Origin of the sequence: Amycolatopsis sp. cg9, assembly GCF_041346945.1 — a bacterium.
Lineage (GTDB): Bacteria > Actinomycetota > Actinomycetes > Mycobacteriales > Pseudonocardiaceae > Amycolatopsis.
Genome location: NZ_CP166850.1, coordinates 1,379,229 through 1,405,740, shown reverse-complemented (window position 1 = coordinate 1,405,740; position 26,512 = coordinate 1,379,229). Strand labels below are relative to the sequence as shown.

Here is a 26,512-nt window from a genome sequence, read left to right as displayed (position 1 = left end):
GGCTCAGGCGAGCCGGGCGCGGTGGGCCGTCACGGCGGCCCGCCGCGGATCGGCCGCGGGGAGCGTCTTCAGCAGCGCGTCGAGCACCGCGAAGTCGTCCACCCCGCACGCGGTTTCCCAGAACGACCACAGCACGCCCGGGTCGCCGCTGTTCAGCGCGACCTGGCGCACCTGCGCCGTCAAGGATTCCCGCTCCTCGCGGATCGCCGGCGCTTCCGAGTCCGGCAGCAGCGGGCCGCGGAAGGCGCGCAGGACCTCGGCGGGCGAGCCGGCGCGCAACGCCGTGCGGGCGCGGGTGAAGTCCGCGTCGACGTCCGCCGCCAGCCGGTAGGGCCGCGTCCGCACCACCGCCGCGCCCAGCTGGGAGCGCAGCCGGTGGATTTCCGCGCGGACCGTCACCGGGTTGCCCGACTCGCCGTAGAGCTGCAGCGCGAGCCGTTCCGCCGAGAGGCCGTTCGGGTGCAGGCTCAGCAGGGTCAGGATTTCCGCGTGCCGCAACGTGAGCGGCACTTCGCGACCGTCCAAAGTGGTGGAGAACGCGCCGTCCGAAAGGTACTCCAGCGACAGCCGGGACCGGGGCCCGCCGCTGCCGGCGGACGACGACAGCCGCAGCAGGTAGCCCTCGGCCAGTGGCTCCACCGTGGCGATGCGGCCGTCGGGCAGGTTCACCGTGCCGCCGCCGCGCCGGACGTCCACTGTGGACGGCAGCAGGCACGCCTGCGCGGCGAGCACGCGGCCGCCGGCCGAAAGCAGCGCGCCGGGGCGGCCGCGCAGGGCTTCCAGGTGCGGCATGTTGGCCCGCCGCAGCTGCTCGTCGCGGACCGCGAGCTGGGCCCGCAGCTGGCCTTCCGCGAGCTGCGCCGTGGCCGTGACCAGCGAAAGCATCGCCGGGTGCACCGTGCGCAACGGCCCGCTGACGTCGATCGAGCCGAGCAGCACGCCGGTCTCGGGGTCGCGCACGGGCGCCGCCGCGCACGTCCACGCGTGGTAGCGGCGGACCAGGTGCTCGGCCGAGTAGATCTGCACCGGGTCGCCGGTCGCCAGCGCGGTGCCCATGGCGTTCGTGCCGATCGCGGCTTCGCTCCACCGGGTGCCTTCGGTGAGGCCGACGCGGTCGCCGCGCAGCAGCTGGCCCGCCGCGCCCTCGCGCCACAGGATCAGGCCGTCCGCGTCGGTCACGATCATCACGTGCTCGGCGTCGTCGGCGATGCTCACCAGCATCTGCCGCAGCACCGGCAGCACGGGCGCCAGCGGGTGAGCCTCGCGGAGGGCGGCGAGGTCGCCGGTGTCGTAGACGAACGGCGCTTCGCCCTGGTCCGGGTCGACCCGGGCGGCGAGCGAGCGGCTCCAGGAGTCGGAGACGACCGACCGCGGCGGCCGGGGCCCGGGAACGCCCTGGAGCACCGCTTCGCGGACGTGCTCCAGTAGCCGCGCGTAGGACTCGGGGTCGCGCAGCAGCTCCGGTTCGGGCGCCTCTGCCACGTCCTCCAGCGTAGAGACCCAGCTCACAGCGGTGCAACGCTCGTGCAACGTTGCCGCACCTACCTTCGGCCACCAGGTCAACCGTCACTCCGAGCAACGAGGCAGGGAAGATGGTCCAGTACGCCGCACCGAACACCGAAGGCAGCGTCGTCAGCTACGAATCGCGCTACGACCACTACATCGGCGGCGAGTACGTGCCCCCGGCCGGCGGCCAGTACTTCGAGAACCCGACCCCCGTCACCGGCAAGACCTTCTGCGAGATCGCCCGGGGTAACGCCGAGGACGTCGAGAAGGCGCTCGACGCCGCCCACGGCGCCGCCCCGGCGTGGGGCCGGACCTCGCCCGAGGAACGCGCCAACGTCCTCCTGAAGATCGCCGACCGGATGGAGCAGCACCTCGAGGCGATCGCCGTCGCCGAGGCGTGGGAGAACGGCAAGGCGGTCCGCGAGACCCTCGCCGCCGACATCCCGCTGGCCATCGACCACTTCCGCTACTTCGCCGGCGCCCTGCGCGCCCAGGAGGGTGGCATCTCGCAGGTCGACGAGAACACCGTCGCCTACCACTTCCACGAGCCGCTCGGCGTGGTCGCGCAGATCATCCCGTGGAACTTCCCGATCCTGATGGCGGTCTGGAAGCTCGCCCCGGCGCTGGCCGCGGGCAACGCGATCGTGCTCAAGCCGGCCGAGCAGACCCCGGCGTCGATCCACCTGCTGTTCTCGATCATCGGCGACCTGATCCCGCCGGGCGTGGTCAACATCGTCAACGGCTTCGGCGTCGAGGCGGGCAAGCCGCTGGCCTCCAGCAACCGCGTCCGCAAGGTCGCCTTCACCGGCGAAACCACGACGGGGCGGCTGATCCTGCAGTACGCCAGCGAGAACATCATCCCGGTGACCGTCGAGCTGGGCGGCAAGAGCCCGAACATCTTCTTCGACGACGTCGCCGCGGCGAACGACGCCTTCTACGACAAGGCGCAGGAGGGCTTCGCGCTCTTCGCCCTCAACCAGGGCGAGGTCTGCACCTGCCCGTCACGGGCGCTGATCCAGTCGGGCATCTACGACCGGTTCCTCGGCGACGGCGTCGAGCGGGTCCGCAAGATCAAGCAGGGCCACCCGCTCGACACCGAGACGATGATCGGCGCGCAGGCGTCCAACGACCAGCTCGAGAAGATCCTGTCCTACATCGACATCGGCAAGCAGGAAGGCGCCGAGATCCTCACCGGCGGCGTCCGCAGCGACCTCGGCGGCGAGCTCTCCGGCGGCTTCTACGTCGAGCCGACCGTGTTCGCCGGCGACAACAAGATGCGGATCTTCCAGGAGGAGATCTTCGGGCCGGTCGTGTCCGTGGCGAAGTTCGACGACTACGCCGACGCGATCAAGATCGCCAACGACACGCTCTACGGCCTCGGCGCCGGTGTCTGGTCGCGCGACGGCAACACCGCCTACCGCGCCGGTCGCGACATCCAGGCCGGCCGCGTCTGGGTGAACAACTACCACGCCTACCCGGCGCACGCGGCCTTCGGCGGCTACAAGGCGTCCGGCATCGGCCGCGAGAACCACAAGATGATGCTGGACCACTACCAGCAGACGAAGAACATGCTCGTCTCCTACTCCGACCAGGCGCTCGGGTTCTTCTGATGACCGAGCGCGTAGACCTGACACCGGCTGCCGCGGACCTCCTGCGGCAGTTGGTGTCACGCCACGGGCCGGTGATGTTCCACCAGTCCGGCGGGTGCTGCGACGGCAGCGCCCCGATGTGCTACCCGGCCGGGGAGTTCAAGACCGGGCAGTCCGACGTCAGCCTCGGGGCGCTCGAAGTCGAGGGCATCGAGGACGTGCCGGTCTGGATGTCCGGGCCGCAGTTCGAGTACTGGAAGCACACGCACCTGACGATCGACGTCGTGCCGGGGCGCGGTAGCGGGTTTTCGCTGGAGGCGCCCGAAGGTGTGCGCTTCCTGATCCGCTCCCGGCTGCTCACCGATGAGGAGTCGGCGGCGCTGACCTGAAAGCGTCGAACAACGCCGCGGCGAGCACCAGCCCCTCCCGGGCGACCGGGGCGAGCAGGTGCTCGTCCGGCGCGTGCTGCAGGCAGCCCGGGTAGGAGTGCGGCAGCCACAGCGTCGCCAGCCCGAGGACGTCGGTGAAGACGTGGTTGGGCAGGCCGCCGCCGAAGTTGGGCAGCAGGGCGACGGGTTCCTCCGCGACCGCGTCCAAAGTGGACTTCGCCCAGCTCACCCACGGGTCGTCGACCGGCGTGCGGCTGGCCAGGAAGGTGGCGTCGGCGTTGACGTCGATCATCGGGAACCCTTGCTCGGCAAGGTGTTTCCGGATGGCGGGCGCGACGCCGTCGACGTCGGTGCCGGCGACGTACCGCAGCTGCAGGACCGCTCGCGCCCGGCCGGGGATCGCGTTGACCGGGCGGCCGGGGTCACCCGCGCCGAGCGCGAGCACCTCCAGGGTGTTCCAGCCGTAGAGCCGTTCGGCGGGCGTGAGTCGCTGGTCGCCCCAGTCCTCGGCCGATGCGTCGACGACCACGTCGGCCAGCGCGGCGCGCACGCTGTCCGGCAGTTCCGGCGGCAGCAGTTCGGGCACCTGGATGCGGCCGTGGCCGTCGACCAGGCTCGCGATCGCGGCGGCGAGCGTCGTCGCCGGGTTGCGCAGGATCCCGCCCCAGTTGCCGGAGTGGCAGGCGTCCGGGCGCAGGTCGGCGTCCAGGGTGAGCCGGATGCCGCCGCGGGCGCCGAGGAACAACGTCGGGGTCGCCGCGTCGAGGCGCGGGCCGTCGGAGGCGATCAGGACGTCGGCTTCCAGGAGTTCTCGTTGCCGGGCCGCGAATTCCGTGAGGCCGGGCGAGCCGATCTCTTCGCCGGTCTCGAAGAGGAACTTCAGGTTGAAGCCGAGCTTCCCGCGTTCGGCCAGCACCAGCCGCAACGCCGTCAGGTTGATCAGGTGCTGGCCCTTGTTGTCCGCGGTGCCGCGGCCGTACCAGCGGTCGCCGTCCGCGGTGAGCGTCCACGGGTCGAGCCCTTCGCGCCACTGCCCGGCCTCCCCGACGACGTCGGTGTGGCCGTAGCAGAGCAGCGTCGGCAGTTCTTCTCCTTCGGTGCGGACACCGACCAGGAACGGGCCGCCCGCCGGGTCGGGGTTGGCGTGCTGCGTGACCTCGCAGCCGAGACCGGTCAGCGCCGGGGTCAGGACCTCGTCGAGGTAGGCCTGGATCGCGGCGCGGCCTTCCGGGGCGTCGCTGACCGTGGGGTAGGCGACCAGGCGGGCCAGTTCGGTGAAGAGGGCGCCGGAGTCGACGTGGGCGCGGGCCTTGTCGAGCAGATCCATGCCCGCCACTCTAAAGGCGGTAAATTGTACGAACGGTCGTGCTATCTTCGGGGGCATGAACGTCGACGGCGTGTACGTGGGGGAACCGAGCGTCCTGGGCTACCGGCGCGAGCGCCCGGTGCTGAGCGCGATCACGAAGGCGCGGGTCGAGGCGCCGGAGTTGCGGCTGACCGAGCTGAACCTCGACGGCGACCGGCAGGCCGACCTGACCGTGCACGGCGGGGTCGACAAAGCGGTCTACGTCTACCCGGCCGAGCACTACCCGGCTTGGCGCGAGGATGGCTTCGAGGCTTCGGTGGCCGACTTCGGGGAGAACGTCTCGCTGTCCGGCGTCACCGAGGACGACGTCCGCATCGGGGACGTGTGGGCCTGGGGCGACGCGCTCGTGCAGGTGTCGCAGCCGCGGCAGCCGTGCTTCAAGCTGGCCATGAAGACCGGCCGCAAGGACGTCACCCCGCTCATGATCGACTCCGGGCGCAGTGGCTGGTACCTGCGCGTGCTGCGGCCCGGCACGGTGCCGACGTCCGGCGCGATCGAGCTGGCCGAGCGCTCGGCCGGGCCGACCGTCACCGAGGTGCACCTGATCGCGTTCGCCAACTACGGGCAGCTGCCCGCCGACCAGGTCGAAGCGGCGCTGGCGCTCGCCGACCGGGTGCTGGCGACGCCGGCGCTCTCGGCGTCCTACCGCGGCGGCGTCCAGTCCACTGTGGACCGCTGGCGGGCGCGGCGTGCCGGTTGACGGCCGGATCGCGCGCGGCGACGCGACCCGGCGACTGGTGCTGCGCCGGGCGGTGGACGTCGCGTCGGTCGACGGCCTGGAGGGGCTCTCCCTCGGCCGGCTCGCCACCGAACTCGAGCTGAGCAAGAGCGGCGTGTTCGCGTTGTTCGGCTCGAAGGAGGAGCTGCAGCTCGCGACGATCGAAGCGGCTTTCGCCATCTTCGAGGCGCACGTCGTGACGCCGTCCCGCGAGGTCGCGCCGGGCCTGCCACGGCTGCGGGCGATCTGCGAGAAGTGGCTCGAGTACTCGGAAAAGCGCGTCTTTCCCGGCGGGTGTTTCTTCTTCAACGTCGGCGCGGAGTTCGACGCGCGTCCCGGCCGGGTCCACGACGCCGTGGCTTCGGCAAGCGGCTCGTTCGCCGCGTTCATCCGCGAGACGGCCGTCGAAGCGGTCGCACTCGGCCACTTGGCCGCGGACCCGGAAGTCCTGGCGTTCGAGCTGCACGCACTGGGCCGCGCGGCCAACGCCGACGCGGTCCTCAACGGCGGGACGAAGGCGTACGCGCTGGCCAGGCGAGCGATTCGCGCCCGCCTGGCCGGTGCGTAGCTACTTCCAGTCGACCTGCGGGCTCCGGTAGAAGTCGATGCCCTGGGCCACCCAGCGCGGGGACTGCTTCGCCAGGCGCGCCCGGTAGGCGTCCCAGTCGTGCGTCGACTTCGGGGACCAGCCGATCTCCGCGATGCCCGGCAGCCGCGGGAACGCCATGTACTCGATGTCGGCGCTCGTGCGGATCGTCTCGGTCCACAGCGGTGCCTCGACGCCCGCGACCTGGCTCTCGCCCACGCCGGTCACCAGCGACGCCGGGTCCCAGTCGTAGCCGTCGCGCACCTCGATCAGCGCGGCCCAGTCCTGGCCCAGCGGCGTCGACGCGTCGTACTTCATGTCCAGGTACGCGTAGTTCGCCGGCGACATCAGGATCTTGCTGCCCCGGGCCGCCGCGGCCGCGACCGAAGCGTTGTCGCCGCCGAAGTCCCAGTACTGCGGGACCGCCGAGGCGGGCGGGTCCGACTTCGCGATCTCGTGCCAGCCGGTGACCTTCTTGCCGTACTTCGCGACGATCGGCTGCACCTTCTTCTCGAACGCGAGGTAGTCCGCGGGCGGCGTCGAGTGTGCTTCGTCGCCGCCGATGTGCAGGTACCGGCCCGGCGTGATCGCCGCCAGCTCGCGCACGACGTCCTCGACGAACTTGTACGTGATCGGCGAGGAGATGCACAGCGAGCTGTAGCCGACCTCGGTGTCCGTGCGCACCGGCACGGCCTTGCCGTCGCAGTTCAGCTCCGCGTACGTCGACTGGGCCGCGTTCGTGTGGCCCGGCATGTCGATCTCCGGGATCACCGTGATGTGCCGCGAAGCCGCGTACGCGACGATGTCCTGGTACTGCGCCTGCGTGTAGTAGCCGCCCGGGTCGCCGTCGACGGCCGTCTTGCCGCCGACCGTCGCCAGCTTCGGCCAGCTCTTGATCTCGATGCGCCAGCCCTGGTCGTCCGCGAGGTGCAGGTGCAGGGTGTTGACCTTGTACTGGGCGATCTGGTCGATGTACCGCTTCACCTGGTCCGGCTTGAAGAAGTGCCGGGCGACGTCGAGCATCGCCCCGCGTTCGGCGAAGCGCGGGTAGTCGAGGATCGTGCCGCCGGCGACCGGCCACGTCCGGTGCTGCACGCGCTTCGCGTCGATCGCCGACGGCAGCAGCTGCCGCAGCGACTGGACGCCCTCGAAGAGCCCGTCGGCGGTGTTCGCCTTCAGGGTGACGCCGTCGCGCGCGACCTTCAGCTCGTAACCCTCGGTGCCGATCCGGGAGTCGCGGCCCAGCTTCAACGAGATCGCGGGCAGGCCGGCGGCGTGCGGCACGACCGGCAGCGGGTAGCCGGTGGCGGGGCGGAGCAGGCCGCGCAGGTAGTCCGCGACCTGGCCGGCGCCGCGGTCGGCCGCGATCACGGTGAACGGCGTGAGCCGGAAATCGCCGCGCGGGTCGGCCTTCGCCGAGACGGGCGCCGGGACGACGTCGGTCACGCTGCGTTCCGGGGCGGCCGGGGCGGCCGCCGCTGAGGCGGGCAGGCCGGCCGCCGCCGTGAGACTCACGATCGCCGCGGTCAAGACGGCTCTGGACAAGCGCATCAGGGCACCTCCGGTCGGGGACTCCACCCAAAGGTACAGACCAGCCGGAGCATTTGGAACAACTCTTAACGAAGGGCCTGCCGGATGGCCTCCAGCACGCCCGGGTCTTCGATGGTGGAGGGCACGGCCTCGTCGCGGCCGTCGGCGATCGCGCGCATGGTCTTGCGCAGGATCTTGCCCGACCGCGTCTTCGGCAGCGCGTCCACAATGGACACATCGCGGAACGCGGCGACCGGCCCGATGTCCCGGCGCACCATCGCCACCAGCTCGTCCCGCAGCTGCTCCGGCGCGATGTCCGCCCCCGCCTTCAGCACCACGAACCCGCGGGGCAGCTGGCCCTTGAGCTGGTCGGCGACGCCGATCACGGCGCACTCGGCCACCGCCGGGTGCGAAGCCAGCACCGCCTCCATCGACCCGGTGGACAGCCGGTGCCCGGCGACGTTGATGACGTCGTCGGTGCGGCCCATGACGAACAGGTAGCCGTCTTCGTCGACGTAGCCGGAGTCGCCGGTCAGGTAGTGGCCGTCGTAGCGGGACAGGTAGGCCTCGCGGTAGCGCTCGTCATCGCCCCACAGCGTCGGCAGCGATCCCGGCGGCAGCGGCAGCCGCACCGTGATGGCGCCTTCGCGGCCGGCCGGCAGCTCCTCGCCCGCCTGGTCGAGGATCCGGACGTCCCAGCCGGGCACCGGCTTGGTCGCGGACCCGGCCTTGACCGCCATCGGCTCCAGGCCGCGCGGGTTCGCGGCGATCGGCCAGCCGGTCTCGGTCTGCCACCAGTGGTCGATCACCGGCACGCCGAGCTTGTCGTGCGCCCAGTGGAGGGTCTCCGGGTCGAGCCGCTCGCCGGCCATGAACAGCGTCTTGAACGCCTTCAGGTCGTACTTCGCCAGCTCGCGGGCGTCCGGGTCGACCTTCTTGACGGCCCGCAGCGCGGTCGGCGCGGTGAACAGCGCCTGGACGCCGTGCTCGGCGATGACCCGCCAGAACGCGCCCGCGTCCGGGGTGCCGACCGGCTTGCCTTCGTACACCACCGTCGTGGCGCCGACCAGCAGCGGCGCGTAGACGATGTAGGAGTGCCCGACGACCCAGCCGACGTCGGAGGCCGTCCACCAGACGTCGCCGGCGTGGACGTCGTAGACCGCGTCCATCGAGTACGCGAGCGCGACCGCGTGGCCGCCGGTGTCGCGCACGACGCCCTTCGGCTTCCCGGTCGTCCCGGACGTGTAGAGGATGTACAGCGGGTCGGTGGCCGCGACCGGCACCGGGTCGGCCGGGTCGGCGCTCGCCGCCAGCTCGCGCCAGTCCCGCTCGCGCCCGGTCAGCGTGGCCGGAGCCTGCTCGCGCTGCAGCACGACGACGTGGTCCGGCTGGTGCTCGGTCATCCCGAGCGCGGCCTGGATGATCGGCTGGTACTCGACCACCCGCGTCGGCTCGATGCCGCAGGACGCCGCCAGGATCACCTTGGGCTTGGCGTCCTCGATCCGCGCCGCCAGCTCCTTGGGCGCGAACCCGCCGAAGACCACCGAGTGCACCGCGCCGATCCGCGCGCAGGCCAGCATCGCGATCGCCGCCTCCGGCACCATCGGCAGGTAGACGATCACCCGGTCACCCTTCGTGACCCCCAGCGAGCGCAGCGCGCCGGCGAAGCGCGCGACTGTGTCCCGCAGTTCTTCGTAGGTGTAGGTGCGTTGCCGTCCGGTCACGGGAGAGTCCCAGATCAGTGCGGCCTGACCCCCGCGCCCGGCCTCGACGTGCCGGTCCAGCGCGTTGTAGGAGGTGTTCAGCTCGGCGCCCGGGAACCACCGGAAGAAGGGTGGGTTCGAGCTGTCCAGCGCCCGCTCAGGGGGCTTCGTCCAGCTGATCGACCCGGCCGCGGCCAGCCAGAACGCCTCCGGGTCCCGCAAGCTGAGCCGGTAGGCCTCGGAGTACGCGCCCATTGCCGCTCCTTCGCGTCGAACGTCCGCCGGACCCCATCATGGCGCGGGAGCGGCGGGCTCGCCGGATTCCGTGCACCCTGAAGACCCGGCAACCCAACGGCGGCCGGCTGCGTCCTAAGCTGGACTGCGGGAAAACGCCGCGTCGCGGTACGAAGTGAACACGGACAGTGAGGGGAGCCCGGCGGTGAACGGACTCGCGAGCGCGTTGCTCTCGCTAGCCCATTCCTTGTTCGGCCCGGGCTTCTGCCCCGGCGACTGGGTCTGGGCCACGAGTGCGGCCGGCGCGCTCGTCGCGCTGCTCCCGCCGATCGGCGCGCTGGCGGTGGCGATCATCCGCAAGGGCACCGGCAACCGCTACGACGCCACGACGCTGTCGGTGTTCGGGGCGATCGGCCTGGTCAGCGCGCTGATCCTGCCGTGGCTGCTGTCCAACGGCGTGTCCGGCGTCTTCCGGGCCGAGCGGGCGGGCACGAAGTCCGGACTGCCCCGCGCGGAGGCCGCGACGCTGGCGAGCGGCTCCTGCTGGGTGGACACGCAGAAGGAGTACCTGGGCGGCGGCCCGAACGTCTACGAGGTGCTGTTCTACAAGAACAACGCGGCGCTGCCGACCTTCGTCTACGTGGCCGCGTTCATCCTGCTGCCGGCCGGCTCGCTGCTGTTCGTCATCCTGCAGGGCCGCACGGCCTTCCGCCGCGGCCCGAAGTGGCCGTCCCGGTTCATCTGGATCCCGTTCGCCGCGATGCTCGCGTTCAGCGTCGGCATGGAGGCGAACACCGCGCTGCACTTCTGGCTCGGGTTCCTGCCGTTCAGCGTGCTGGGGCTGATCCCGGTCGCGATGGTCGGGCCACCGCCGTGGTCGGTGATCAACCGCTCGGACGCGCCGCCGCGCCGCGAACCGGAGCCGTACCGGCCGCCGCCGCCTGCCGCGTCCCAGGTGCAGCCCCGCCCGACCCCGCCTCCGCCGCCGCCCCCGCCGGTCAACAAGCCGTACCCGAAGACGGCGCTGGCGTCGGCCCCCGAACCCCCGCCGATGGCCGGTGCGCTCGCCGCGGCCCCCGGGCCGATCCCGCCGCCGCCCGGCTCGCGCAACGCCGGCGGCAGCCGCTACCGGCGCGTCAAGCAGCTCGGCGCGGGCGGCTTCGGCACGGTCTGGCAGGCCGTCGACACCCAGCTGAACCGCACGGTCGCGCTGAAGATCGCGCACGCGCCGGACCGCGACACGGCCGAGCGCATGCAGCGCGAGGCCCGCGCGCTGGCCGTGGTCAGCCACCCGAACTGCGTCAAGGTGTACGACCTCGCCGAGGAGCCGGACGGCCTCGCGCTGGTCATGGAGTACCTCGAAGGCCGCCCGCTGGCCGAGCTGGTCGACGGCCAGGGTCCGCTGGACGACGTCGCGGCCGGCCGCCTGTGGGCGACGATGGCGGGCGCGCTGGCGGCGGCGCACGAGAAGGGCGTCCTGCACCGCGACATCAAGCCGTCGAACGTCGTACTGGACCCGAGCGGCCTGGCCCACCTGATCGACTTCGGCATCGCCCGCAGCCAGGGCGATTCGAAGATGACGGCCACCGGCATGATGATCGGCACGCCCGACTTCGTCGCCCCGGAGCAGGCCATGGGCGCGGCGGCCTCCCCGGCGTCCGACGCGTGGCAGCTGGCGGCGACGATCAGCTACGCGCTGTCCGGCCAGCCCCCGCGCGGCACGCGCGAGACCCCGATGGCGGCCCTGATGGCGGCGGCCCGCGCGGAGCCGGTTTCGCGGCTGCCTCAGCGGAGCGCGCACGCCCGTCTGCTGGCGGCGTCGCTGGACCCCGAGCCGCGCCGCCGTCCGACGTTGAACTCGGTGCGCCGCGAGGTCGAGGGCTGGCTGTCGCGGGCGGGCAAGTCCGCGGACGGCCCGGTGACCCGGGTGGTGCCGCGGCAGCCGCACCACCGCTAGCCGGGCTTGATCGCCGAGAAGGTCACGATCTCCTTCGGGCGGGCCTGCACCTCGACCTGCTCGAAGCCCGCCCGCGCCAGCCGGCCCGGCAGCGCCGCCGCGTCGAGGACGTTCATCGTGTCGCCGATGTGCAGCAGGCGGAAGCGGAAGCTGAGCTGGCTGTCGCTGCCGCAGTAGCGTCCGCCCGGGCGCAGCACCCGCGCCGCCTCGGCGAAGATCGCGTCCTGGAGCCGCGTGGTCGGGACGTGGTGGAGCATCGTGAAGCAGACGACCGCGGAGAAACGGCCGGTGTCGAACGGCATCTCCGCGCCGCTGCCCTCGACGACGCCGGCGCGGTCGCCGAACTTCGCGCGCAGCAGTTCGGTCGAGGCGGGGTCGATTTCCAGGACGGTCAGCTTCGGCACGGCGTCGAGCAGCACCTTCGTGGTGGCGCCGAAGCCGGGGCCGATCTCGAGGACGTCGTCGCCCAGATCGTACCGAGCCAGCCACGGCGTCAGGCGTTCCTCGACGGTGTCCGCCCACTTCGCGGAGCTGCAGAGCTTGCGGTGGATCAGGTTCATCGGCATGCCCCCGACGGTAGGGAGCCGCCGTCGTGGCCGGTAGCCGATACGCTGCCAACCGATGTCGCTCATCGGCCAATCCAGCGCCATGCTGCTCGGCGAGTTCGACCTGCCCGCCGGCACCTGGTTCCCCTGGCACGAACACCCGGCGCACCAGCTGGTCTGGTCCGCGCGCGGGGTCGTCGCGGTCAAGTCGGGGGACGCGGGCTGGGTGCTGCCGCCGACCCGGGCGCTGTGGGTGCCCGCCGGCGTCCGGCACCGCACCGGCGCGCTCGGCCGGGCGGCGCTGCGCGGCATCTACGCCGACCCGGCGCTGTCGCCGGTGTCGTGGCGGTCGCCGCGGATGGTCGTCGTCCGGCCGCTGCTGCGCGAGCTCCTGGAGTACCTGACCGGCGACGGCGTCGCGCCGGCCGCGCGGGTGCGGGCCGAAGCGGTGGCGTTCGACCTGCTGGAACCGCTCGACGTGGTGCCGATCGCGGTGCCCGCGCTCACCGACCCGCGCGCCCGCGACGTCGAGCGCGTGCTGCTGGCGAACCCGGCCGACCCCCGCACGCTCGCCGAGTTCGGCCGGGCGGTCGGCGCCTCGGAACGGACGCTGGCGCGGGTGTTCGCGGGCGAGTGCCGGATGCCGTTCGGCACGTGGCGCACCCAGGTGCGGCTGCGGGCGTCACTGCCGCTGCTGGCCCAGGGCACGCCGCTGGAGACGGTGGCGTACCGCGTTGGCTACAGCTCGGCGAGCGCGTTCGTCGCGGCCTTCCGGCGGGCCGTCGGGGTCACACCGGGGGCCTACTTCGCGGGGTGACCCCCGACGGCCCCAAGCGCCCCAATGTGGCGTTCGGTGCGTCCAGCGCACCCAATGTGGCGTTCGGTGCGTTGGACGCAACCAACGCCACATTGGGGTGCTTTGGGGGTGACTACCGCCAGGAGGGCAGCCAGCGCTCGGCTTCCCACTGGCCGTTCGTGATCGCGATGCCGTTCAGGATCGGCCACAGCCAGGCGAAGTTCGCCACCACCAGCCCGACGTACAGCGACACGACGAGCAGACCGGTCCCGCGTCTCTCGAACCCGCGCCGCGCGCTGCCGAGGATCTGGCCGAGGCACAACGTCAGCCCCAGCACCAGGAACGCGGCCAGCGGCGTCGCGTAGAAGAAGTACATCTGGCGGTCGATGTTGGTGAACCAGAAGACGTACCCGCCGAGGTAGCCGACCAGCACGGCCGCGTAGCGCCAGTCCGCGCGGAAGATCGAGCGCCAGGCCGCCCAGCCGAGCATCGGGATCGCCGCCCACCACATCGCCGGCGTGCCGATCAGCATCGTCGCGCTGATGCAGCGGGACTCGCCGCAGCCGGTGGCCTCGCCGTTGTAGCTGTAGAGCATCGGGCGCAGGCCCATCGGCCACGTCCACGGCTTCGACTCCCACGGGTGCGGGTTGTCCTTGGGCGTGACCAGCGTTTCGTGGAAGTGCAGGACGTTCCCGGTGTAGTCGGCGAGCGAGCGCAGCGCCGGCGGGACCCACGCGAAGAAGCCCGGCGCGATGTCCTTGATCTCCGTGTAGTGCCGGTCGGTGGCGGTTTCGCTGGCGAACCACGCCCAGTACGCGGCGAAGTACATGAGGAACGGGACGACCAGGATCGCCCACAGCGCGGGCAGCACGTCCCGGCGGATCGTGCCCAGCCAGGGCCGCTCGACGCCGGCCGCGCGCCGCGCCGCGACGTCGAAGAAGACGGTGAGCAGTCCGAACGCGACGATGTAGTACAGCGCCGACCACTTGACGCCGAAGGTCAGCCCGATCATCAGGCCGGTCGCGAACCGCCACCAGCGGAACCCGAGCTTCGGGCCCCACACCGACTCGTTGACCCAGCCTTCGCGGACCGCGGTCGCGAGCCGCTCGCGGACCTGGTCGCGGTCGGCGAGCACGCAGGCGAACGCGGCGAGCACGAACAGCGCGATGAAGATGTCGAGCATGCCCATGCGCGACTGCAGGTGCAGCACGCCGTCGCTGATCACGAGGATGCCGGCGATGGCGCCGAGCAGCGTGGAGCGGGTGAGCCGACGGGCGATGCGGACGGTCAGCAGCACGATCAGCGTGCCGGCCAGCGCGGGCATGATCCGCCAGCCCCAGCCGTTGTAGCCGAACAGCCACTCGCCGATCGCGATCAGCTGCTTCGCCAGCGGCGGGTGGACGACCAGCTCGTAGCCGTAGTTGTCCTCGTACCCGCCATTGCGCAGCACCTGCCAGGCCTGCGGCACGTAGTGCTTCTCGTCGAAGACCGGGCTGCCCTTGTCGGTCGGCACGCCGAGGTTCTGCAGCCGGACGATGCCGCCGATCACGGTCAGCACGATGGTGACGACCCAGCCGCGGAGCCGGTCGGTCGGCATGCCGCGGCCGAGCAGGGTCACTTCGCGGTCGGTCGGCGGCCGGAGCGCCTCGACCGGGTCCGGCCGGACGCTTTCGTCGTCGGGACGGGTCAGCACGGCGGTCACGGGGGCGATCCTACGGGCGGGACAGGGCGTCCGTCGTCCGGATCCGCTGATCAGCCTAGGCTGGCCGGGTGAGTCCCTCGCTGCTCCCCGGTCGTCTCGTGCTCGCCGCGACTCCGCTCGGCGACGTCCGCGACGCCTCGCCCCGCCTGGCGGAAGCACTGGCGGAAGCCGACGTCATCGCGGCGGAGGACACCCGGCGGCTGAAGTCGCTGGCGGCCGCGCTGGAGGTGTCCCCGCGCGGCCGCGTGGTGAGCTTCTACGAAGACGTCGAGACGGCGCGCCTGCCGAAGCTGCTCGAATCGTTACGCGCGGGCGAGACGGTCGTGCTGGTGACCGACGCCGGGATGCCCAGTGTGTCCGATCCGGGCTTCCGGCTGGTCGCGGCGTGCGTCGCCGAGGACCTGCCGGTGACGTGCCTGCCCGGTCCGTCCGCGGTGACCACGGCGCTCGCTTTGTCCGGGTTGCCGTGCGACCGGTTCTGCTTCGAGGGGTTCGCGCCGCGGAAGCCGGGCGAGCGCACGCGCTGGCTGACGTCGTTGCGCGACGAGCCGCGGACGGCGGTGTTCTTCGAGTCCCCGCACCGGCTGGCGTCGCTGCTCGCGGACGCGGCTTCGGTGCTGGGTGACTCGCGGCGGGCCGCGGTGTGCCGGGAGCTGACGAAGACGTACGAAGAGGTGAAGCGGGGGACGCTCCCGGAGCTGGCTTCCTGGGCGGCCGACGGCGTGCGCGGGGAGATCACGGTGGTCCTCTCGGGTGCGGAGCCACGGGACGTTTCGGTGGCGGACCTGGTGACCGAGGTCCAGTCCCGCGTCTCGGCGGGCGAGCGCTTGAAGACCGCGGCGGCGGAGGTCGCGGAGGCGGCCGGGGTGTCCAAAAAGGAGCTTTACGACGCCGTGCTGTCGGCCCGGAAGGCCTAGCGCCGGTGGAACTCGAGATCCGGCGGCACGACTGGGCAGCGCTGTCGTCGGCTTACGGCAACTCGCCCCTGCTGCCCGAGGTCGTCCGCGATCTGCGTTCGGCGGCGAGCCGGGCCGACGCCGAATTCGCGCTCCGCAGGCTGGAGCAGGTGCTCCCGGAACTCGACGAAGTGTCCATCGCGGCGGCTTCGGTCCTGGTGCACGCCCTGTGGGGCTGCGGCCCTTTCTCCCTCGACCTGGTGCTGGGCGCGCTCGCCGAGCTCGCGGCCGGGTGCTTGCGGGGTGAGGCGCCTGCCGCCATCGGTCAGGCTGTCCTGCAGGAGGTCTGCCACGGCTTCGCCGCGTACGTCGAGATCGCGGAATCCACCGGGGTCGACGACTGCCGGACGGCCTGCATCGACCTGATCGCCGCGTGCGGCGGCGCGGAGCCGGTCCTCCGGGCACGCGCTGCCCACTTCCTCGGTGCGCTGCTGGAGCTCGACGGCTTCGTCCGGTACCAGGAGCTCATCGAGGCTTCGATCGCCGAGCTTCGCGCCGCCTCAGGTGAGTAGCGCCGTCACCGCGGCGTGCGCCTTCTCCGCGTCCGGGGCGTCGCCGGTGATCACGTCCGTGTACACGAACGACTCGCCGATCCGCACCAGCAGGTAAGCCAGGTCCGGCACCGGCAGCGGCGGCACCAGCCGGCCCGCCGAGACCTCTCCCGACAGCAGCTCCACCAGCTTCGACGTCGTCCGCTGCTGGCACACGCTCGCGCGGGTCGTCAGCAACCGCAACGCGCGCTCCGGCTCGCGGCGCAGGAAGTCGCGGAACGGCGGGGAGTCGTTCGCGAACCGGACGTACCCGCTCACGAAGTCGGCCACGCCGGCCGCGCCCCGGCCCACGCACGACGGCCACAGCTTCGCGATCGAAGCCGAGGACAGGGACCACAGGATCTCGCCGAGCAGCCGGTCGCGCGAGCCCACCCGGCGGTGCAGGGTGGCGCGGCTGATGGACCGGTCCTCCGCCAGCTCGCCCATGTCGACCCGGCGGCCGGACAGGAACCACTCGCGGGCCCGCTCGAACTCCTGAGACATATGCCAGAATGTCTCACAGCCACGACGGAGAGGGAACACGACATGCGCGCAGTGCAGGTGACCGAGTTCGGCGGACCCGAGGTGCTCACACCGGTCGAGCTGCCCGACCCGGTCGCCGGGCCCGGCGAGGTGCTCATCGACGTCGAGCGCGTCGGGGTCAACTACGCCGACACCCACCAGGCCGAGAACAGCTACCTGGCGCCGTCGAAGCTGCCGCTCGTCCCCGGTGGCGAGGTGGTCGGAACCAGCGGTGGCCGCCGGGTCGTCGCCCTGCTGAACGGCGGGGGCGGGTACGCCGAAAAGGCCGTCGCGCCCGAGGCCACGACCTTCCCGGTGCCCGACGGCGTCGACGACCTCGCCGCGCTGTCCATGCTGGTCCAGGGCACGACGGCGTGGGTCCTGCTCAAGAAGAACGCCCACCTCGAGCCGGGCGAGTCGGTCGTCGTGCACGCCGCCGCCGGCGGGGTCGGGACCATCGCCGTGCAGCTCGCCAAGGCCTGGGGCGCGGGCCGCGTGATCGCCACCGCCAGCAGCGACGAGAAGCGCGCGCTCGCGCTGGAGCTGGGCGCCGACGTCGCCATCGACTCGCGCGCCGAGGACATGACCGCCGCCCTCATCGAGGCGAACGGCGGCCGCCGCGTCGACGTCGTGCTCGACATGGTCGGCGGGACCACCACCGACGGGAGCATCGCCGCGCTGGCGCCGTTCGGCAGGCTGGCGTTCTACGGCATGGCCGGGCGCGAAAGCCCGAAGCCGGTCGAACTGCGCAGCCTCCTCGGCCACAGCACGACCATCAGCGGCATGTGGCTGCCGCACGTCTTCCGCCTGCCCGGCAACGTCTTCGGGACCGCGCTGACCGACCTCTTCGACCTCGCGCTGGCGGGCAAGCTCAAGGCCATCGCGGGCGGCGAGTACGCGCTGGCGGACGCCCGGGCCGCGCACGAGGCCCTGCGCTCCCGCAAGACCGTCGGCAAGCTACTGCTCGACCCCGGCAAGTAGCGGGTTCGCCAGGAGGGCCTCCAGGGGTGCCGCCTTGTGGAGGCACTCCTGCCACTCCGCCTCCGCGTCCGAGTCCGCCGTGATGCCGCCGCCGACGCCGAGGGCGATCGAGCCGGACGCGATCTCGAACGTCCGGATCGCCACGTTCAGCTCCAACCCGGCCGCGGGCGAAAGCAACCCGATCGCGCCCGTGTAGACCCCGCGGCCGCTGGGTTCCAGCGCGGCGATCAGGTCCAGCGCGCGGATCTTCGGCGCGCCCGTCACCGACCCCGGCGGGAACGTCGCGGCCAGCAGGTCCGCATCGGACACCGCCGGGCGCAGCGTGCCCGTCACCGTCGAATCCAGGTGCCAGACCCCCGGCGCCGGGCGGACCCGCAGCAGGGACGGCACGGTCACCGAGCCGACCTCGCACACCCGGCCGAGGTCGTTGCGCACCAGGTCGGTGATCATCACGTTCTCCGCGACGTCCTTGGCGGACCGGCGCAGCAGTTCGGCGTTCCCGTCGTCGGCCGGCCCGCGCCGGGGGAGCGTCCCCTTGATCGGCGTCGACCGGACCGCCCGCCCGTGGCGCGCGAGGAACAGCTCCGGCGAAAACGAGACCACCGACCCCCACGAGCCGGACAGGAAGGCCGCGCGGCGCGGCGCCAGCGACGACACCCCGGCCGCGAACAGCGCCGCGGGCGACCCCGAGAACGTGCCCGTGAACCGCGAGCAGATGTTCGCCTGGAACAGTTCCCCGGCCTCGATCGCGTGCACGCACGCCTTCACCGCGTCCCGGTGCTCCGAGGGCAGCGGACGCCGCAGCGGCCCCGCCGACCAGGTCGGAGCGGGCGGGGCGGAAGCCAGCAGCGACTCCACAGTGGACACCGGCGGGCCGCCGCCGTCCAGTGACTCCAGGTGGCAGGTGCCGTCGGCGGACCACCGGAGCACGTGGTCCGCCCAGCCCCAGGCCGACGGCGGCAGGAACCCGGTGCGGCCCGAGGGGTCCGCGAGGTCGTACCCCAGGTAGCCGAACCAGCCGCCGCCGATGACGCCCGGCGGGGCGTCGGCCTCCGGCGCGGACGGGAAGGCGCGGGGGGACACGGTGAGCGAAGGCGCGAGCACCGCCTGGGCGCCGAACCACTCGCCGGACAGCATCGCGGGCGGCGGCAGCCCGCGGGAAGCGGCGTGGTCGGCGAGGACCGCAAACGCGCGCGCGGGCGTGACGTCCGTCCGGAGTGGGGTGCTCGTCACGCGCATGGCGCCATACCACCACAGGTCAGAGCAGCAAGTCGCCCAATGTGAACGGGTACACGACGGCGTTCTGCTCCACCGGCCCGGCGATGCCGGGGACGTCCGCGGTGCACGCGTGCTGGTGCAGGCCGAGCCGCGAGTGGAACCAGCCCGGCCGGCCGGGGATGCCGTTGTGCCGGGTCAGCCAGAGGATGACCTCGCTGTCGGCCCAGCGGTCCGGGTGCAGCCGGTTCGCCCAGCAGTCGTGGTCGGCGTAGACCAGCACCCGCTCGATGCGCGCCGCGTGCCGGACGTGCTTGATCCACGCCTTGATGAACCGGTCGTCGACGCTCGGCGCGGCCACCTCCAGCGCCGGCGCCAGCGACCCGGTGGCGAACGCGCCGAGCCTGCTGGCCGTGCGCACGAAGTGGTCGGCCTGGTCGTGCACCGCGCCGGGCCGCGCGTAGTGCCGCCCGCCGACGTGCAGCCCGGCCTCCTGCGCACCGGCCAGGTTCCGCTCCGCGGCGCCGTTGCTCCAGTTGACGTTCTCGGTGATCGTCACCGACACGAACTTCGTGTCCGCCGCCCGGACGGCGTACCAGTCGGACACCCGCTCACGGTGGGACAGCGAGATCCCGCGTTCGCTCTCCGGCTCCGTCACAGTCCGCCCCCGCCACGTCGGTGGAGAGCACACCATACGTCGCCGGGGGCGGACCCGCAGTCAGCAGCACCGGGTTGATCAGGCGCTTTCCCGCTCCTGGGGGGCCGCAGCACGGCCACGGCCGTCAATCGCGTCGAGGCACTTGCCCGGCCGGCCGGGAAGTCGTGAACGACCCTTTCATGACGTCAGGCGGTAGCCGATGTGGCTGCTGGGCCTGGTGTTCGGTCCGGATGCACCCGGCCACCTCGGCGGCTACCGCCGCACCGGGCCTCCCTCTCGACAAAGCGTGTGACGCCGTCCGTAGGCTAATAAGGTATGAGCACCCCTGTGTTGACCGCGGTGGCCTGGCCCTACGCCAACGGCCCCCGCCACATCGGCCACGTGTCCGGATTCGGCGTCCCGTCCGACGTCTTCTCCCGCTACCAGCGAATGGCCGGCAACCGGGTGCTCATGGTCTCCGGCACCGACGAACACGGCACCCCGATCACCGTCCAGGCGGACAAGGAAGACTCGACCCCGCAGCAGACGGCGGACAAGTACACCCGCCAGATCGGCGCCGACCTGCAGGGCCTCGGCCTCTCCTACGACCTGTTCACCCGGACCACGACCGGCAACCACGCCGAGGTGACGCAGCAGATCTTCCTGGCGCTGCACCGCAACGGCTACGTCGTGCCGAAGACCACGCGCGGGGCGATCAGCCCGTCCACCGGCCGCACGCTGCCCGACCGCTACGTCGAGGGCACCTGCCCGATCTGCGGGTACGACGGCGCGCGCGGCGACCAGTGCGACAACTGCGGCAACCAGCTCGACGCCGCGGAGCTGATCAACCCGAAGTCGCGGATCAACGGCGAGACGCCGAAGTTCGTCGAGACCGAGCACTACTTCCTCGACCTGCCGGCGTTCACCAAGACCCTCGGCGACTGGCTGGGCACCAAGACCGACTGGCGCCCGAACGTCCTCAACTTCACCAAGAACCTGATCGACGACATGCGGCCCCGGCCGATCACCCGCGACCTCGACTGGGGCGTCAAGATCCCCCTCGACGGCTGGCGCGACCAGCCGCTGAAGCGGTTCTACGTCTGGTTCGACGCGGTGATCGGGTACTTCTCGGCCAGCGTCGAGTGGGCCCGGCGCTCCGGCAACCCGGACGCGTGGCAGGAGTGGTGGAACAACGCCGACGCCCGGTCGTACTACTTCATGGGCAAGGACAACATCACCTTCCACGCCCAGATCTGGCCGGCGCTGCTGTTCGGGCACAACGGCGAGGGCGACAAGGGCGGCGAGCCCGGCAAGTACGGCAAGCTGCACCTGCCGGACGAGATCGTCTCCAGCGAGTTCCTCACCATGAGCGGCTCGAAGTTCTCGACCTCGCGCGGGCGCGTGATCTACGTCGAGGACTTCCTGCGCGACTTCGGCCCGGACACGCTGCGGTACTTCATCTCGGTCGCCGGCCCGGAGACCCAGGACACCGACTTCACCTGGGACGAGTTCGTCCGCCGGACCAACTTCGAGCTGGCCAACGAGTGGGGCAACCTGGTCAACCGGTCCATCTCGATGGCGCACAAGAACGTCGGCGCCATCCCGCGCCCGGAGGCCCCGACGGCGGCCGACGAGGAGCTGAAGGCGCTTTCCCGCAAGGCCTTCGACACCGCGGGCGCGCACCTGGCCCGGTCCCGGTTCAAGCTGGCGGCGAGCGAGGCGATGAAGGTCGTCACCGCGGCGAACAAGTACATCTCCGACCAGGAGCCGTGGAAGCTCAAGGACGACCCCACGCGGCGCGACACGGTGCTGCACACCGCGCTGCAGGTCGTCTCGGACGCCAACACGCTGCTGACGCCGTTCCTGCCGCACTCGGCGCAGAAGGTGCACGAGGCCCTCGGCGGCACCGGTGTCTGGGCCGCCCAGCCGGAGCTCAAGGACGTCGACGACCTCGACATCGCCGGCCGGGTCAACCCGATCCTCACCGGCGACTACGCGGGCGAGCAGGCGAAGTGGGAGTCGAAGCCGATCGAGGTCGGCAAGCCCCTGCAGAAGCCGTCGCCGCTGTTCACGAAGCTCGACCCGGCGCTGGGTGAAACCGGCCCGGAGTGGGCGCCGATCATCAAGGAGTAAGAGGTAGTGCATGGGTGACGAGAAGCGCGAGCTGCCGCCGGTCCCGGACCGGCTCCCGGTGTCGGTGGTGGACGCGCACACCCATCTCGACGCGTGCGGCGCGGTCACCGCGGCCGATGTCACGGCCATGGTCGACCGCGCCGAGCGCGCCGGCGTCGCCCGCGTCGTCACGGTCGCGGACGACCTCGCCTCGGCGCGCTGGGCGACCGAAGCCGCCTCCTGGGACCGCCGGGTCTGGGCCGCCGTGGCCATCCACCCGACGCGGACCAAGGAGTTCGGCGCCGCCGAGAAGTCCGAAGTGGAGCGCCTGGCCGCCCAGGACCGCGTGGTCGCGGTCGGCGAGACCGGCCTCGACTACTACTGGGACTACTCGCCGCACGACGCCCAGCAGGAGGCGTTCCGCTGGCACATCGACCTCGCCAAGCGGCTGGACAAGCCGCTGATGATCCACGACCGCGAGGCCCACGACGACGTGCTGCGCATCCTGGCCGAAGAGAATGCGCCGAATGCCGTAATCTTCCATTGTTTTTCCGGGGACGCCGAAATGGCCCGCAAGTGCGTCGACGCGGGATACGTCCTTTCCTTCGCGGGCACGGTGACGTTCAAGAACGCGAAGGGCCTCCACGAGGCGGCCCGGCTCTGCCCGCCGGGGCAGTACCTCGTCGAGACCGACGCACCGTTTCTGACCCCCCACCCGTTCCGTGGACGGCCGAACGAGCCGTTCGGCGCCGCTTACACCGTCCGTCACCTCGCGGCGCTCAGGGGCGAAGCTGTCCACGAAGTCGCCGAATCGGTCCGGACCACCGCCGAGCGGGTGTATCGACTCCCCAGTGTCACAACGGGTTGAACGCATTGCGACATCAGGGTTCCTTGATCGTCCACCTGATGGAGTGACGGGGATCACGACACTCCGGGGGGTGTTTGCGCAACCCGGCGGGACCCGTTACTGTCCCGTGATCGTGCCGGTCGGGCCTGCGCTCAGCAGCTTCCGATCGTCACGCCCAGTCGTAGAGACGGCGCCCCCGACCGCCGTCTCGTGAAAGGGAACGATCCCCGGTGACAGGTAGCAGACAGGCTGGAGCGCGCTCCGCCGTCCTCGAACGCAGTTATTTCGAGGACACCGCGTACGGTCAGCTCGACTTCTCCGACGACCCGAACATCACGCAGCAGGACATCCTCGCCGCGCTCGGCCCCGACGCCGACGCGATGATGGCCGAGATCGACGTCGACGTCGACGAACTGATCCGCCTCATCAACGCCGAGACGACGTACCTGCCCCCGATCGTCATCCCGGACGAGATCGAGGCGGACCGGACCGCGTCCCCGCAGGCCAAGCGCGCCGCGCTGGACGAGGGCCTGCGCGAGACCACCAAGGTCTGGAAGCGCCGCTTCCTCAAGGGCGCCGTCCTCAGCGTCATGATCAGCATCGCCGGCGGCGGCGCGGCCGCGCTGGCGATGAACAAGAGCGTCACCGTCGACGTCGACGGCCAGCAGCAGACCATCCACTCCTTCGGCGACACCGTCGGCGAGGTGCTGGAGGACGCGGGCCTGACCGTTGGCGAGCACGACTCGCTCTCGCCCTCCCCGCAGGCGGAGGTCGGCGACGGCGGCGTCATCAAGCTCGAGCGCGGCCGCCAGCTGAAGATGATCGTCGACGGCGCGGAGCACACCTCCTGGGTGCGCGCGACCCACCTCGGCGACGCGCTGTCCCAGCTCGGCATGACCGGGATGGACAAGCCCGGCACGTGGATGTCGATGCCGAAGGACGGCGAGCTGCCCCTGCAGGGCGCCACCGTCGAGATCAAGACCCTGAAGAACATCACCCTGTACGACGGCGGCAACGCGCCGAAGCAGGTGAAGACGACCGCGGTCACGACGAAGGAGTTCCTGGGCGAGTACAAGCTCACCCTGGGCCCGGAGGACCAGGCCGAGGGCGGCCTGGACGTCAAGCTGACCGATGGCGCCGAGGTGCACATCAGCCGCACCGGCGTCTCGACGGTCGTCCAGAAGGAGAGCATCGACCCTCCCGAGCAGCGCGTCGACGACCCGGACCTCGCCAAGGGCAAGACCAAGGTCGAGGACCCCGGCACGCCGGGCGAGAAGATGGTGACCTACAAGGTCACGCAGAAGAACGGCAAAGAGGTCGGCCGCGAGAGCATCTCCGAGCAGGTCATCACCCAGCCGAAGCCGAAGATCGTCCACGTCGGCACCAAGGAAGCCCCGACGCCGGCCATCGGCGACGGCTCCGCGTGGGACCGCATCGCGCAGTGCGAGTCGGGCGGCAACTGGGCCATCAACACCGGCAACGGCTACTACGGCGGCCTCCAGTTCGACAAGCGCACGTGGGACGCCTACGGCGGCGACGCGTACGCGAACCTGCCGAGCCAGGCTTCGCGCGAGCAGCAGATCGCGATCGCGGAGAAGGTCCGCGACGCCCGCGGCGGCTACAGCGCCTGGCCGGTCTGCGGCAAGAAGGCCTGAGTTCCGCTTCCAGAACATGGGCTGAAGGGGACTTTCCTCGCATCAGATGCGAGGAAAGTCCCCTTCAGTGCATCTCGCGCGATGAACGTCCCCTTCAGGGTGCCGGAGTGCGGTCGGTAAGCTCTGGCGGTGGTTGAACTGCTGGGACCGGCCGAAATTCGCGGGCTGGCGGCCGAACTCGACGTGCGGCCGACCAAGAAGCTCGGGCAGAACTTCGTGCACGATCCCAACACCGTCCGCCGGATCGTCGAGCTCGCCCACGTCGGGCCGGACGACGTCGTGCTCGAGGTCGGGCCCGGGCTCGGGTCGCTGACGCTGGGGCTGCTCGCCACCGGGGCACGGGTCGTCGCCGTCGAGATCGATCCCAAGCTCGCCGCGCGGCTGCCGGAGACCGTGGCCGAGCGGGGGCCCGAAGCCGCGGAGCGCCTGACCGTCGTCGGGGCCGACGCGCTGCGGGTCGCGAACGACGACCTGCCGGGCGCGCCGACCGCCCTCGTCGCCAACCTGCCCTACAACGTCGCCGTGCCGGTCGTGCTGCACCTGCTCGCCGAGGTGCCGTCGCTGCGGTCCGGGCTCGTCATGGTGCAGACCGAGGTCGCCGACCGGATGGCGGCCGGGCCGGGCAGCCGGATCTACGGCGTCCCGAGCGTCAAGCTCGCTTGGTACGGTCCGGCACGCAAAGTCGCCGCGGTGCCACGTTCGGTGTTCTGGCCGGTGCCCAACGTGGACTCCGCGCTCGTCGCGTTCGAACGCGCCGACGTCCCGGCGTCCGAGGACCGGGACAGTCTCTTCACCCTGGTGGACGCGGCTTTCTCACAACGCAGGAAAACGCTTCGCGCCGCACTCGCCGGCTGGGCGGGCTCGGCCGAGCGGGCCGGCGAGCTCCTGACGGCCGCCGGGATCGACCCGAAGACCCGTGGCGAGCAGCTCGACGTGCACGACTTCGCGCGGATCGCCGCTCGCGCGCAGGTCCGACGCTGAATCCACCACGGTGGCGGCGGTGAAAAACGCACGTTTTCGCCGTCAGCCCGTGACTCCGACACCTCCAGTCGTGTGATGTGGGCCAACGGGCTTGCTTTCGCTCCGTGGGATCGGCTTAACTCAGTACGTCCATCCCGAGCGACCGAGAGACCTGGCTCGTCGAAGTCGCAGCAACCACCCTCCACAGGGCAGGTGCTACCGCCAGGACCGATGGAGGCCGTTTTCGATGAAGAGGGTAGCTCGCCCCCTGCTGCTGACCAGGCGCCGCGTTGTCGACGAAGGTCGCCGCTCCGTCTCCGCATGTCGCCGCTCGCGCTGAGCTTCGTCTGAGCCGTCCCACCCTTCTTCACGCACCGTCCTATGCGGACGGACACTCGCTTGCGGCCGGGCGCGCCCACGTGCGCTGCGCCCTGTTTTTCTGGAGCTATCGTGATCACGGTCGAAAACCTGTCCAAATCCTTTGCCACCAACGGAAATTCGGTCGTCGCCCTGCGCGACGTGAGCGTCGACGTCCAGGCCGGCTCGCTGTTCGGCGTGGTCGGACCGGCCGGTTCGGGCAAGTCCGTCCTGGCCCGCTGCATCGCGCTGCAGGAGCGCCCCGACCGCGGGGTCGTCCGGCTCGACGGCCTCAACACCGGCACGCTCGACGGCCGCCGCCTCCGTGAGATCCGCCGTCAGCTCGGCGTCGTGTCGTCGAAGCCGGAGCTGATCGCCGAGCGCACGATCGCCGGCAACATCGCTTCCCCGCTGGAGCAGCTCGGCGTCGACGGCCCGCAGCGCCGCAGCCGGGTCGGCTCGCTGCTCGACCTCGTCGGCCTGACGCCGCGCGCCGCGCAGCGTCCCGGTGAGCTCACCGCGGGTCAGCTCCGCCGCGTCGCGGTCGCGAAGGCGCTGGCCGCCGCGCCCGCCGTGCTGCTCGCCGACGACCCGACCGCCGGCGTCGACCCGGAGGAGGCCGGCTCGGTGCTCACCGTGCTCGACCGCGCCCGCTCCGAGCTGGGCGTCACCGTCGTCGTCACCACGCCGGACGCCGGCGTCGTCCGGCGGCTCTGCGACGACGTCGCGGTGCTGGAAGACGGCACCGTCGTCGAGCGCGGCACCGTGCTCGACCTGATCTCGAACCCGGGCAGCCGCACCGCGCAGGCGCTGCTGCCGACCATCGAAACCCCGCGCTCGCAGAACGCGCGCTACGACCGCTCGGTCGACGTCGTGCTGGTCGGCTTCGCGTCGGTGGGCGCGCTGCTGCCCGAGGCCGCCGGCCGCTTCGACGTCGAGTTCGCCACCATCGGCGGCGGCCTGACCCGGATCGGCGACACCCCGGTCGGCCGCTTCCGCCTCGGCGTCCGCGGCGAGCGCGCCGACGCGGCGCTGGCGTGGGTCGCCGAGCGCGGCGGCCACGTCACCCAGACCGCCCGCGGTCCGCAGGCCGTCGTCGCCGCCTGACCCGCACGTGAA

23 protein-coding genes and 1 riboswitch are annotated in these 26,512 nt (G+C 71.7%); of the genes, 14 read left to right on the top strand and 9 right to left on the bottom strand.

Features of this window, described 5'->3' with window-relative positions; genetic code table 11:
• Positions 1 to 3 precede the first annotated feature (3 nt).
• A complete protein-coding gene (locus tag AB5J73_RS06280) occupies positions 4 to 1,482 on the bottom strand; it encodes a GAF domain-containing protein (RefSeq protein ID WP_370968758.1) in 1,479 nt (492 codons plus the stop codon).
• A 110-nt stretch (positions 1,483 to 1,592) separates the two neighbouring features.
• Here AB5J73_RS06280 and AB5J73_RS06275 point away from each other — a divergent pair, with 110 nt between their 5' ends.
• Positions 1,593 to 3,116, top strand: a complete 1,524-nt coding sequence (locus AB5J73_RS06275; RefSeq protein WP_370968757.1) for an aldehyde dehydrogenase family protein — start codon at positions 1,593 to 1,595, stop codon at positions 3,114 to 3,116.
• Positions 3,116 to 3,484, top strand: coding sequence for a DUF779 domain-containing protein (locus AB5J73_RS06270; protein ID WP_370968756.1), 369 nt, complete (start codon positions 3,116 to 3,118; stop codon positions 3,482 to 3,484). The genes AB5J73_RS06275 and AB5J73_RS06270 overlap by 1 nt, the downstream gene beginning before the upstream one ends.
• Here AB5J73_RS06270 and AB5J73_RS06265 read toward each other — a convergent pair.
• Positions 3,453 to 4,811, bottom strand: coding sequence for a M20 family metallopeptidase (locus tag AB5J73_RS06265; protein WP_370968755.1), 1,359 nt, complete (start codon positions 4,809 to 4,811; stop codon positions 3,453 to 3,455). The genes AB5J73_RS06270 and AB5J73_RS06265 overlap by 32 nt on opposite strands.
• Positions 4,812 to 4,866: 55 nt before the next feature.
• Between AB5J73_RS06265 and AB5J73_RS06260 the strand changes: the two genes are divergently transcribed.
• Complete coding sequence (locus AB5J73_RS06260) at positions 4,867 to 5,550, top strand: MOSC domain-containing protein (RefSeq protein ID WP_370968754.1); 684 nt, start codon at positions 4,867 to 4,869, stop codon at positions 5,548 to 5,550.
• A complete protein-coding gene (locus AB5J73_RS06255; RefSeq protein WP_370968753.1) occupies positions 5,540 to 6,136 on the top strand; it encodes a TetR/AcrR family transcriptional regulator in 597 nt (198 codons plus the stop codon). The genes AB5J73_RS06260 and AB5J73_RS06255 overlap by 11 nt, the downstream gene beginning before the upstream one ends.
• Here the strand turns inward: AB5J73_RS06255 and AB5J73_RS06250 are convergent, their stop codons facing one another.
• A complete protein-coding gene (locus tag AB5J73_RS06250) occupies positions 6,137 to 7,705 on the bottom strand; it encodes a beta-N-acetylhexosaminidase (protein WP_370968752.1) in 1,569 nt (522 codons plus the stop codon).
• Positions 7,706 to 7,770: 65 nt separating this feature from the next.
• Positions 7,771 to 9,642, bottom strand: a complete 1,872-nt coding sequence (locus AB5J73_RS06245) for a propionyl-CoA synthetase (RefSeq protein WP_370968751.1) — start codon at positions 9,640 to 9,642, stop codon at positions 7,771 to 7,773.
• A gap of 184 nt (positions 9,643 to 9,826) precedes the next feature.
• On the opposite strand from AB5J73_RS06245, the gene AB5J73_RS06240 reads away from it, so the two are divergent.
• Positions 9,827 to 11,578, top strand: a complete 1,752-nt coding sequence (locus AB5J73_RS06240; protein WP_370968750.1) for a serine/threonine-protein kinase — start codon at positions 9,827 to 9,829, stop codon at positions 11,576 to 11,578.
• Here the strand turns inward: AB5J73_RS06240 and AB5J73_RS06235 are convergent.
• Positions 11,575 to 12,144 carry a class I SAM-dependent methyltransferase gene (locus AB5J73_RS06235; protein WP_370968749.1) on the bottom strand — a complete coding sequence of 190 codons (570 nt, stop codon included), beginning with the start codon at positions 12,142 to 12,144 and terminating at the stop codon, positions 11,575 to 11,577. The genes AB5J73_RS06240 and AB5J73_RS06235 overlap by 4 nt on opposite strands.
• A gap of 82 nt (positions 12,145 to 12,226) precedes the next feature.
• On the opposite strand from AB5J73_RS06235, the gene AB5J73_RS06230 reads away from it, so the two are divergent.
• On the top strand, positions 12,227 to 12,940 hold the full coding sequence (locus AB5J73_RS06230) for a helix-turn-helix domain-containing protein (protein ID WP_370972963.1): 714 nt from the start codon (positions 12,227 to 12,229) through the stop codon (positions 12,938 to 12,940).
• 112 nt (positions 12,941 to 13,052) lie between these two features.
• On the opposite strand, the gene AB5J73_RS06225 is transcribed toward AB5J73_RS06230, so the two are convergent.
• Positions 13,053 to 14,621 carry a dolichyl-phosphate-mannose--protein mannosyltransferase gene (locus tag AB5J73_RS06225; RefSeq protein WP_370968748.1) on the bottom strand — a complete coding sequence of 523 codons (1,569 nt, stop codon included), beginning with the start codon at positions 14,619 to 14,621 and terminating at the stop codon, positions 13,053 to 13,055.
• 80 nt (positions 14,622 to 14,701) lie between these two features.
• On the opposite strand from AB5J73_RS06225, the gene rsmI reads away from it, so the two are divergent.
• Entirely contained in the window at positions 14,702 to 15,538 is an 837-nt protein-coding gene (gene rsmI / locus AB5J73_RS06220; protein WP_370972961.1) for a 16S rRNA (cytidine(1402)-2'-O)-methyltransferase, read from the top strand.
• A gap of 5 nt (positions 15,539 to 15,543) precedes the next feature.
• Entirely contained in the window at positions 15,544 to 16,089 is a 546-nt protein-coding gene (locus AB5J73_RS06215; RefSeq protein WP_370968747.1) for a hypothetical protein, read from the top strand.
• Here AB5J73_RS06215 and AB5J73_RS06210 read toward each other — a convergent pair.
• Positions 16,078 to 16,611: a QsdR family transcriptional regulator gene (locus AB5J73_RS06210; RefSeq protein ID WP_370968746.1), complete on the bottom strand. Its 534-nt coding sequence runs from the start codon at positions 16,609 to 16,611 to the stop codon at positions 16,078 to 16,080. The genes AB5J73_RS06215 and AB5J73_RS06210 overlap by 12 nt on opposite strands.
• A 42-nt stretch (positions 16,612 to 16,653) precedes the next feature.
• On the opposite strand from AB5J73_RS06210, the gene AB5J73_RS06205 reads away from it, so the two are divergent.
• Positions 16,654 to 17,610 carry a zinc-binding alcohol dehydrogenase family protein gene (locus AB5J73_RS06205; protein WP_370968745.1) on the top strand — a complete coding sequence of 319 codons (957 nt, stop codon included), beginning with the start codon at positions 16,654 to 16,656 and terminating at the stop codon, positions 17,608 to 17,610.
• On the opposite strand, the gene AB5J73_RS06200 is transcribed toward AB5J73_RS06205, so the two are convergent.
• Together AB5J73_RS06200 and AB5J73_RS06195 are read right to left on the bottom strand one after the other, a co-directional pair.
• Positions 17,587 to 18,849, bottom strand: coding sequence for an aminodeoxychorismate synthase component I (locus AB5J73_RS06200; protein ID WP_370968744.1), 1,263 nt, complete (start codon positions 18,847 to 18,849; stop codon positions 17,587 to 17,589). The genes AB5J73_RS06205 and AB5J73_RS06200 overlap by 24 nt on opposite strands.
• A gap of 19 nt (positions 18,850 to 18,868) precedes the next feature.
• Positions 18,869 to 19,483: a glycoside hydrolase family 25 protein gene (locus tag AB5J73_RS06195; protein WP_370968743.1), complete on the bottom strand. Its 615-nt coding sequence runs from the start codon at positions 19,481 to 19,483 to the stop codon at positions 18,869 to 18,871.
• Between the two features lie 315 nt (positions 19,484 to 19,798).
• On the opposite strand from AB5J73_RS06195, the gene metG reads away from it, so the two are divergent.
• The 5 genes from metG (at position 19,799) to AB5J73_RS06170 (ending at position 26,500) form a co-directional block, all read left to right on the top strand.
• Complete coding sequence (gene metG, locus AB5J73_RS06190) at positions 19,799 to 21,595, top strand: methionine--tRNA ligase (protein WP_370968742.1); 1,797 nt, start codon at positions 19,799 to 19,801, stop codon at positions 21,593 to 21,595.
• A gap of 10 nt (positions 21,596 to 21,605) precedes the next feature.
• Positions 21,606 to 22,442: a TatD family hydrolase gene (locus AB5J73_RS06185; RefSeq protein ID WP_370968741.1), complete on the top strand. Its 837-nt coding sequence runs from the start codon at positions 21,606 to 21,608 to the stop codon at positions 22,440 to 22,442.
• Between the two features lie 209 nt (positions 22,443 to 22,651).
• Positions 22,652 to 24,076, top strand: coding sequence for a transglycosylase family protein (locus AB5J73_RS06180; protein WP_370968740.1), 1,425 nt, complete (start codon positions 22,652 to 22,654; stop codon positions 24,074 to 24,076).
• A gap of 129 nt (positions 24,077 to 24,205) precedes the next feature.
• Entirely contained in the window at positions 24,206 to 25,057 is an 852-nt protein-coding gene (gene rsmA / locus AB5J73_RS06175) for a 16S rRNA (adenine(1518)-N(6)/adenine(1519)-N(6))-dimethyltransferase RsmA (RefSeq protein WP_370968739.1), read from the top strand.
• 126 nt (positions 25,058 to 25,183) lie between these two features.
• A riboswitch (SAM riboswitch) is annotated at positions 25,184 to 25,274 on the top strand.
• Positions 25,275 to 25,486: 212 nt separating this feature from the next.
• Positions 25,487 to 26,500 carry a methionine ABC transporter ATP-binding protein gene (locus AB5J73_RS06170; protein ID WP_370968738.1) on the top strand — a complete coding sequence of 338 codons (1,014 nt, stop codon included), beginning with the start codon at positions 25,487 to 25,489 and terminating at the stop codon, positions 26,498 to 26,500.
• The last annotated feature ends 12 nt before the right edge of the window (positions 26,501 to 26,512 follow it).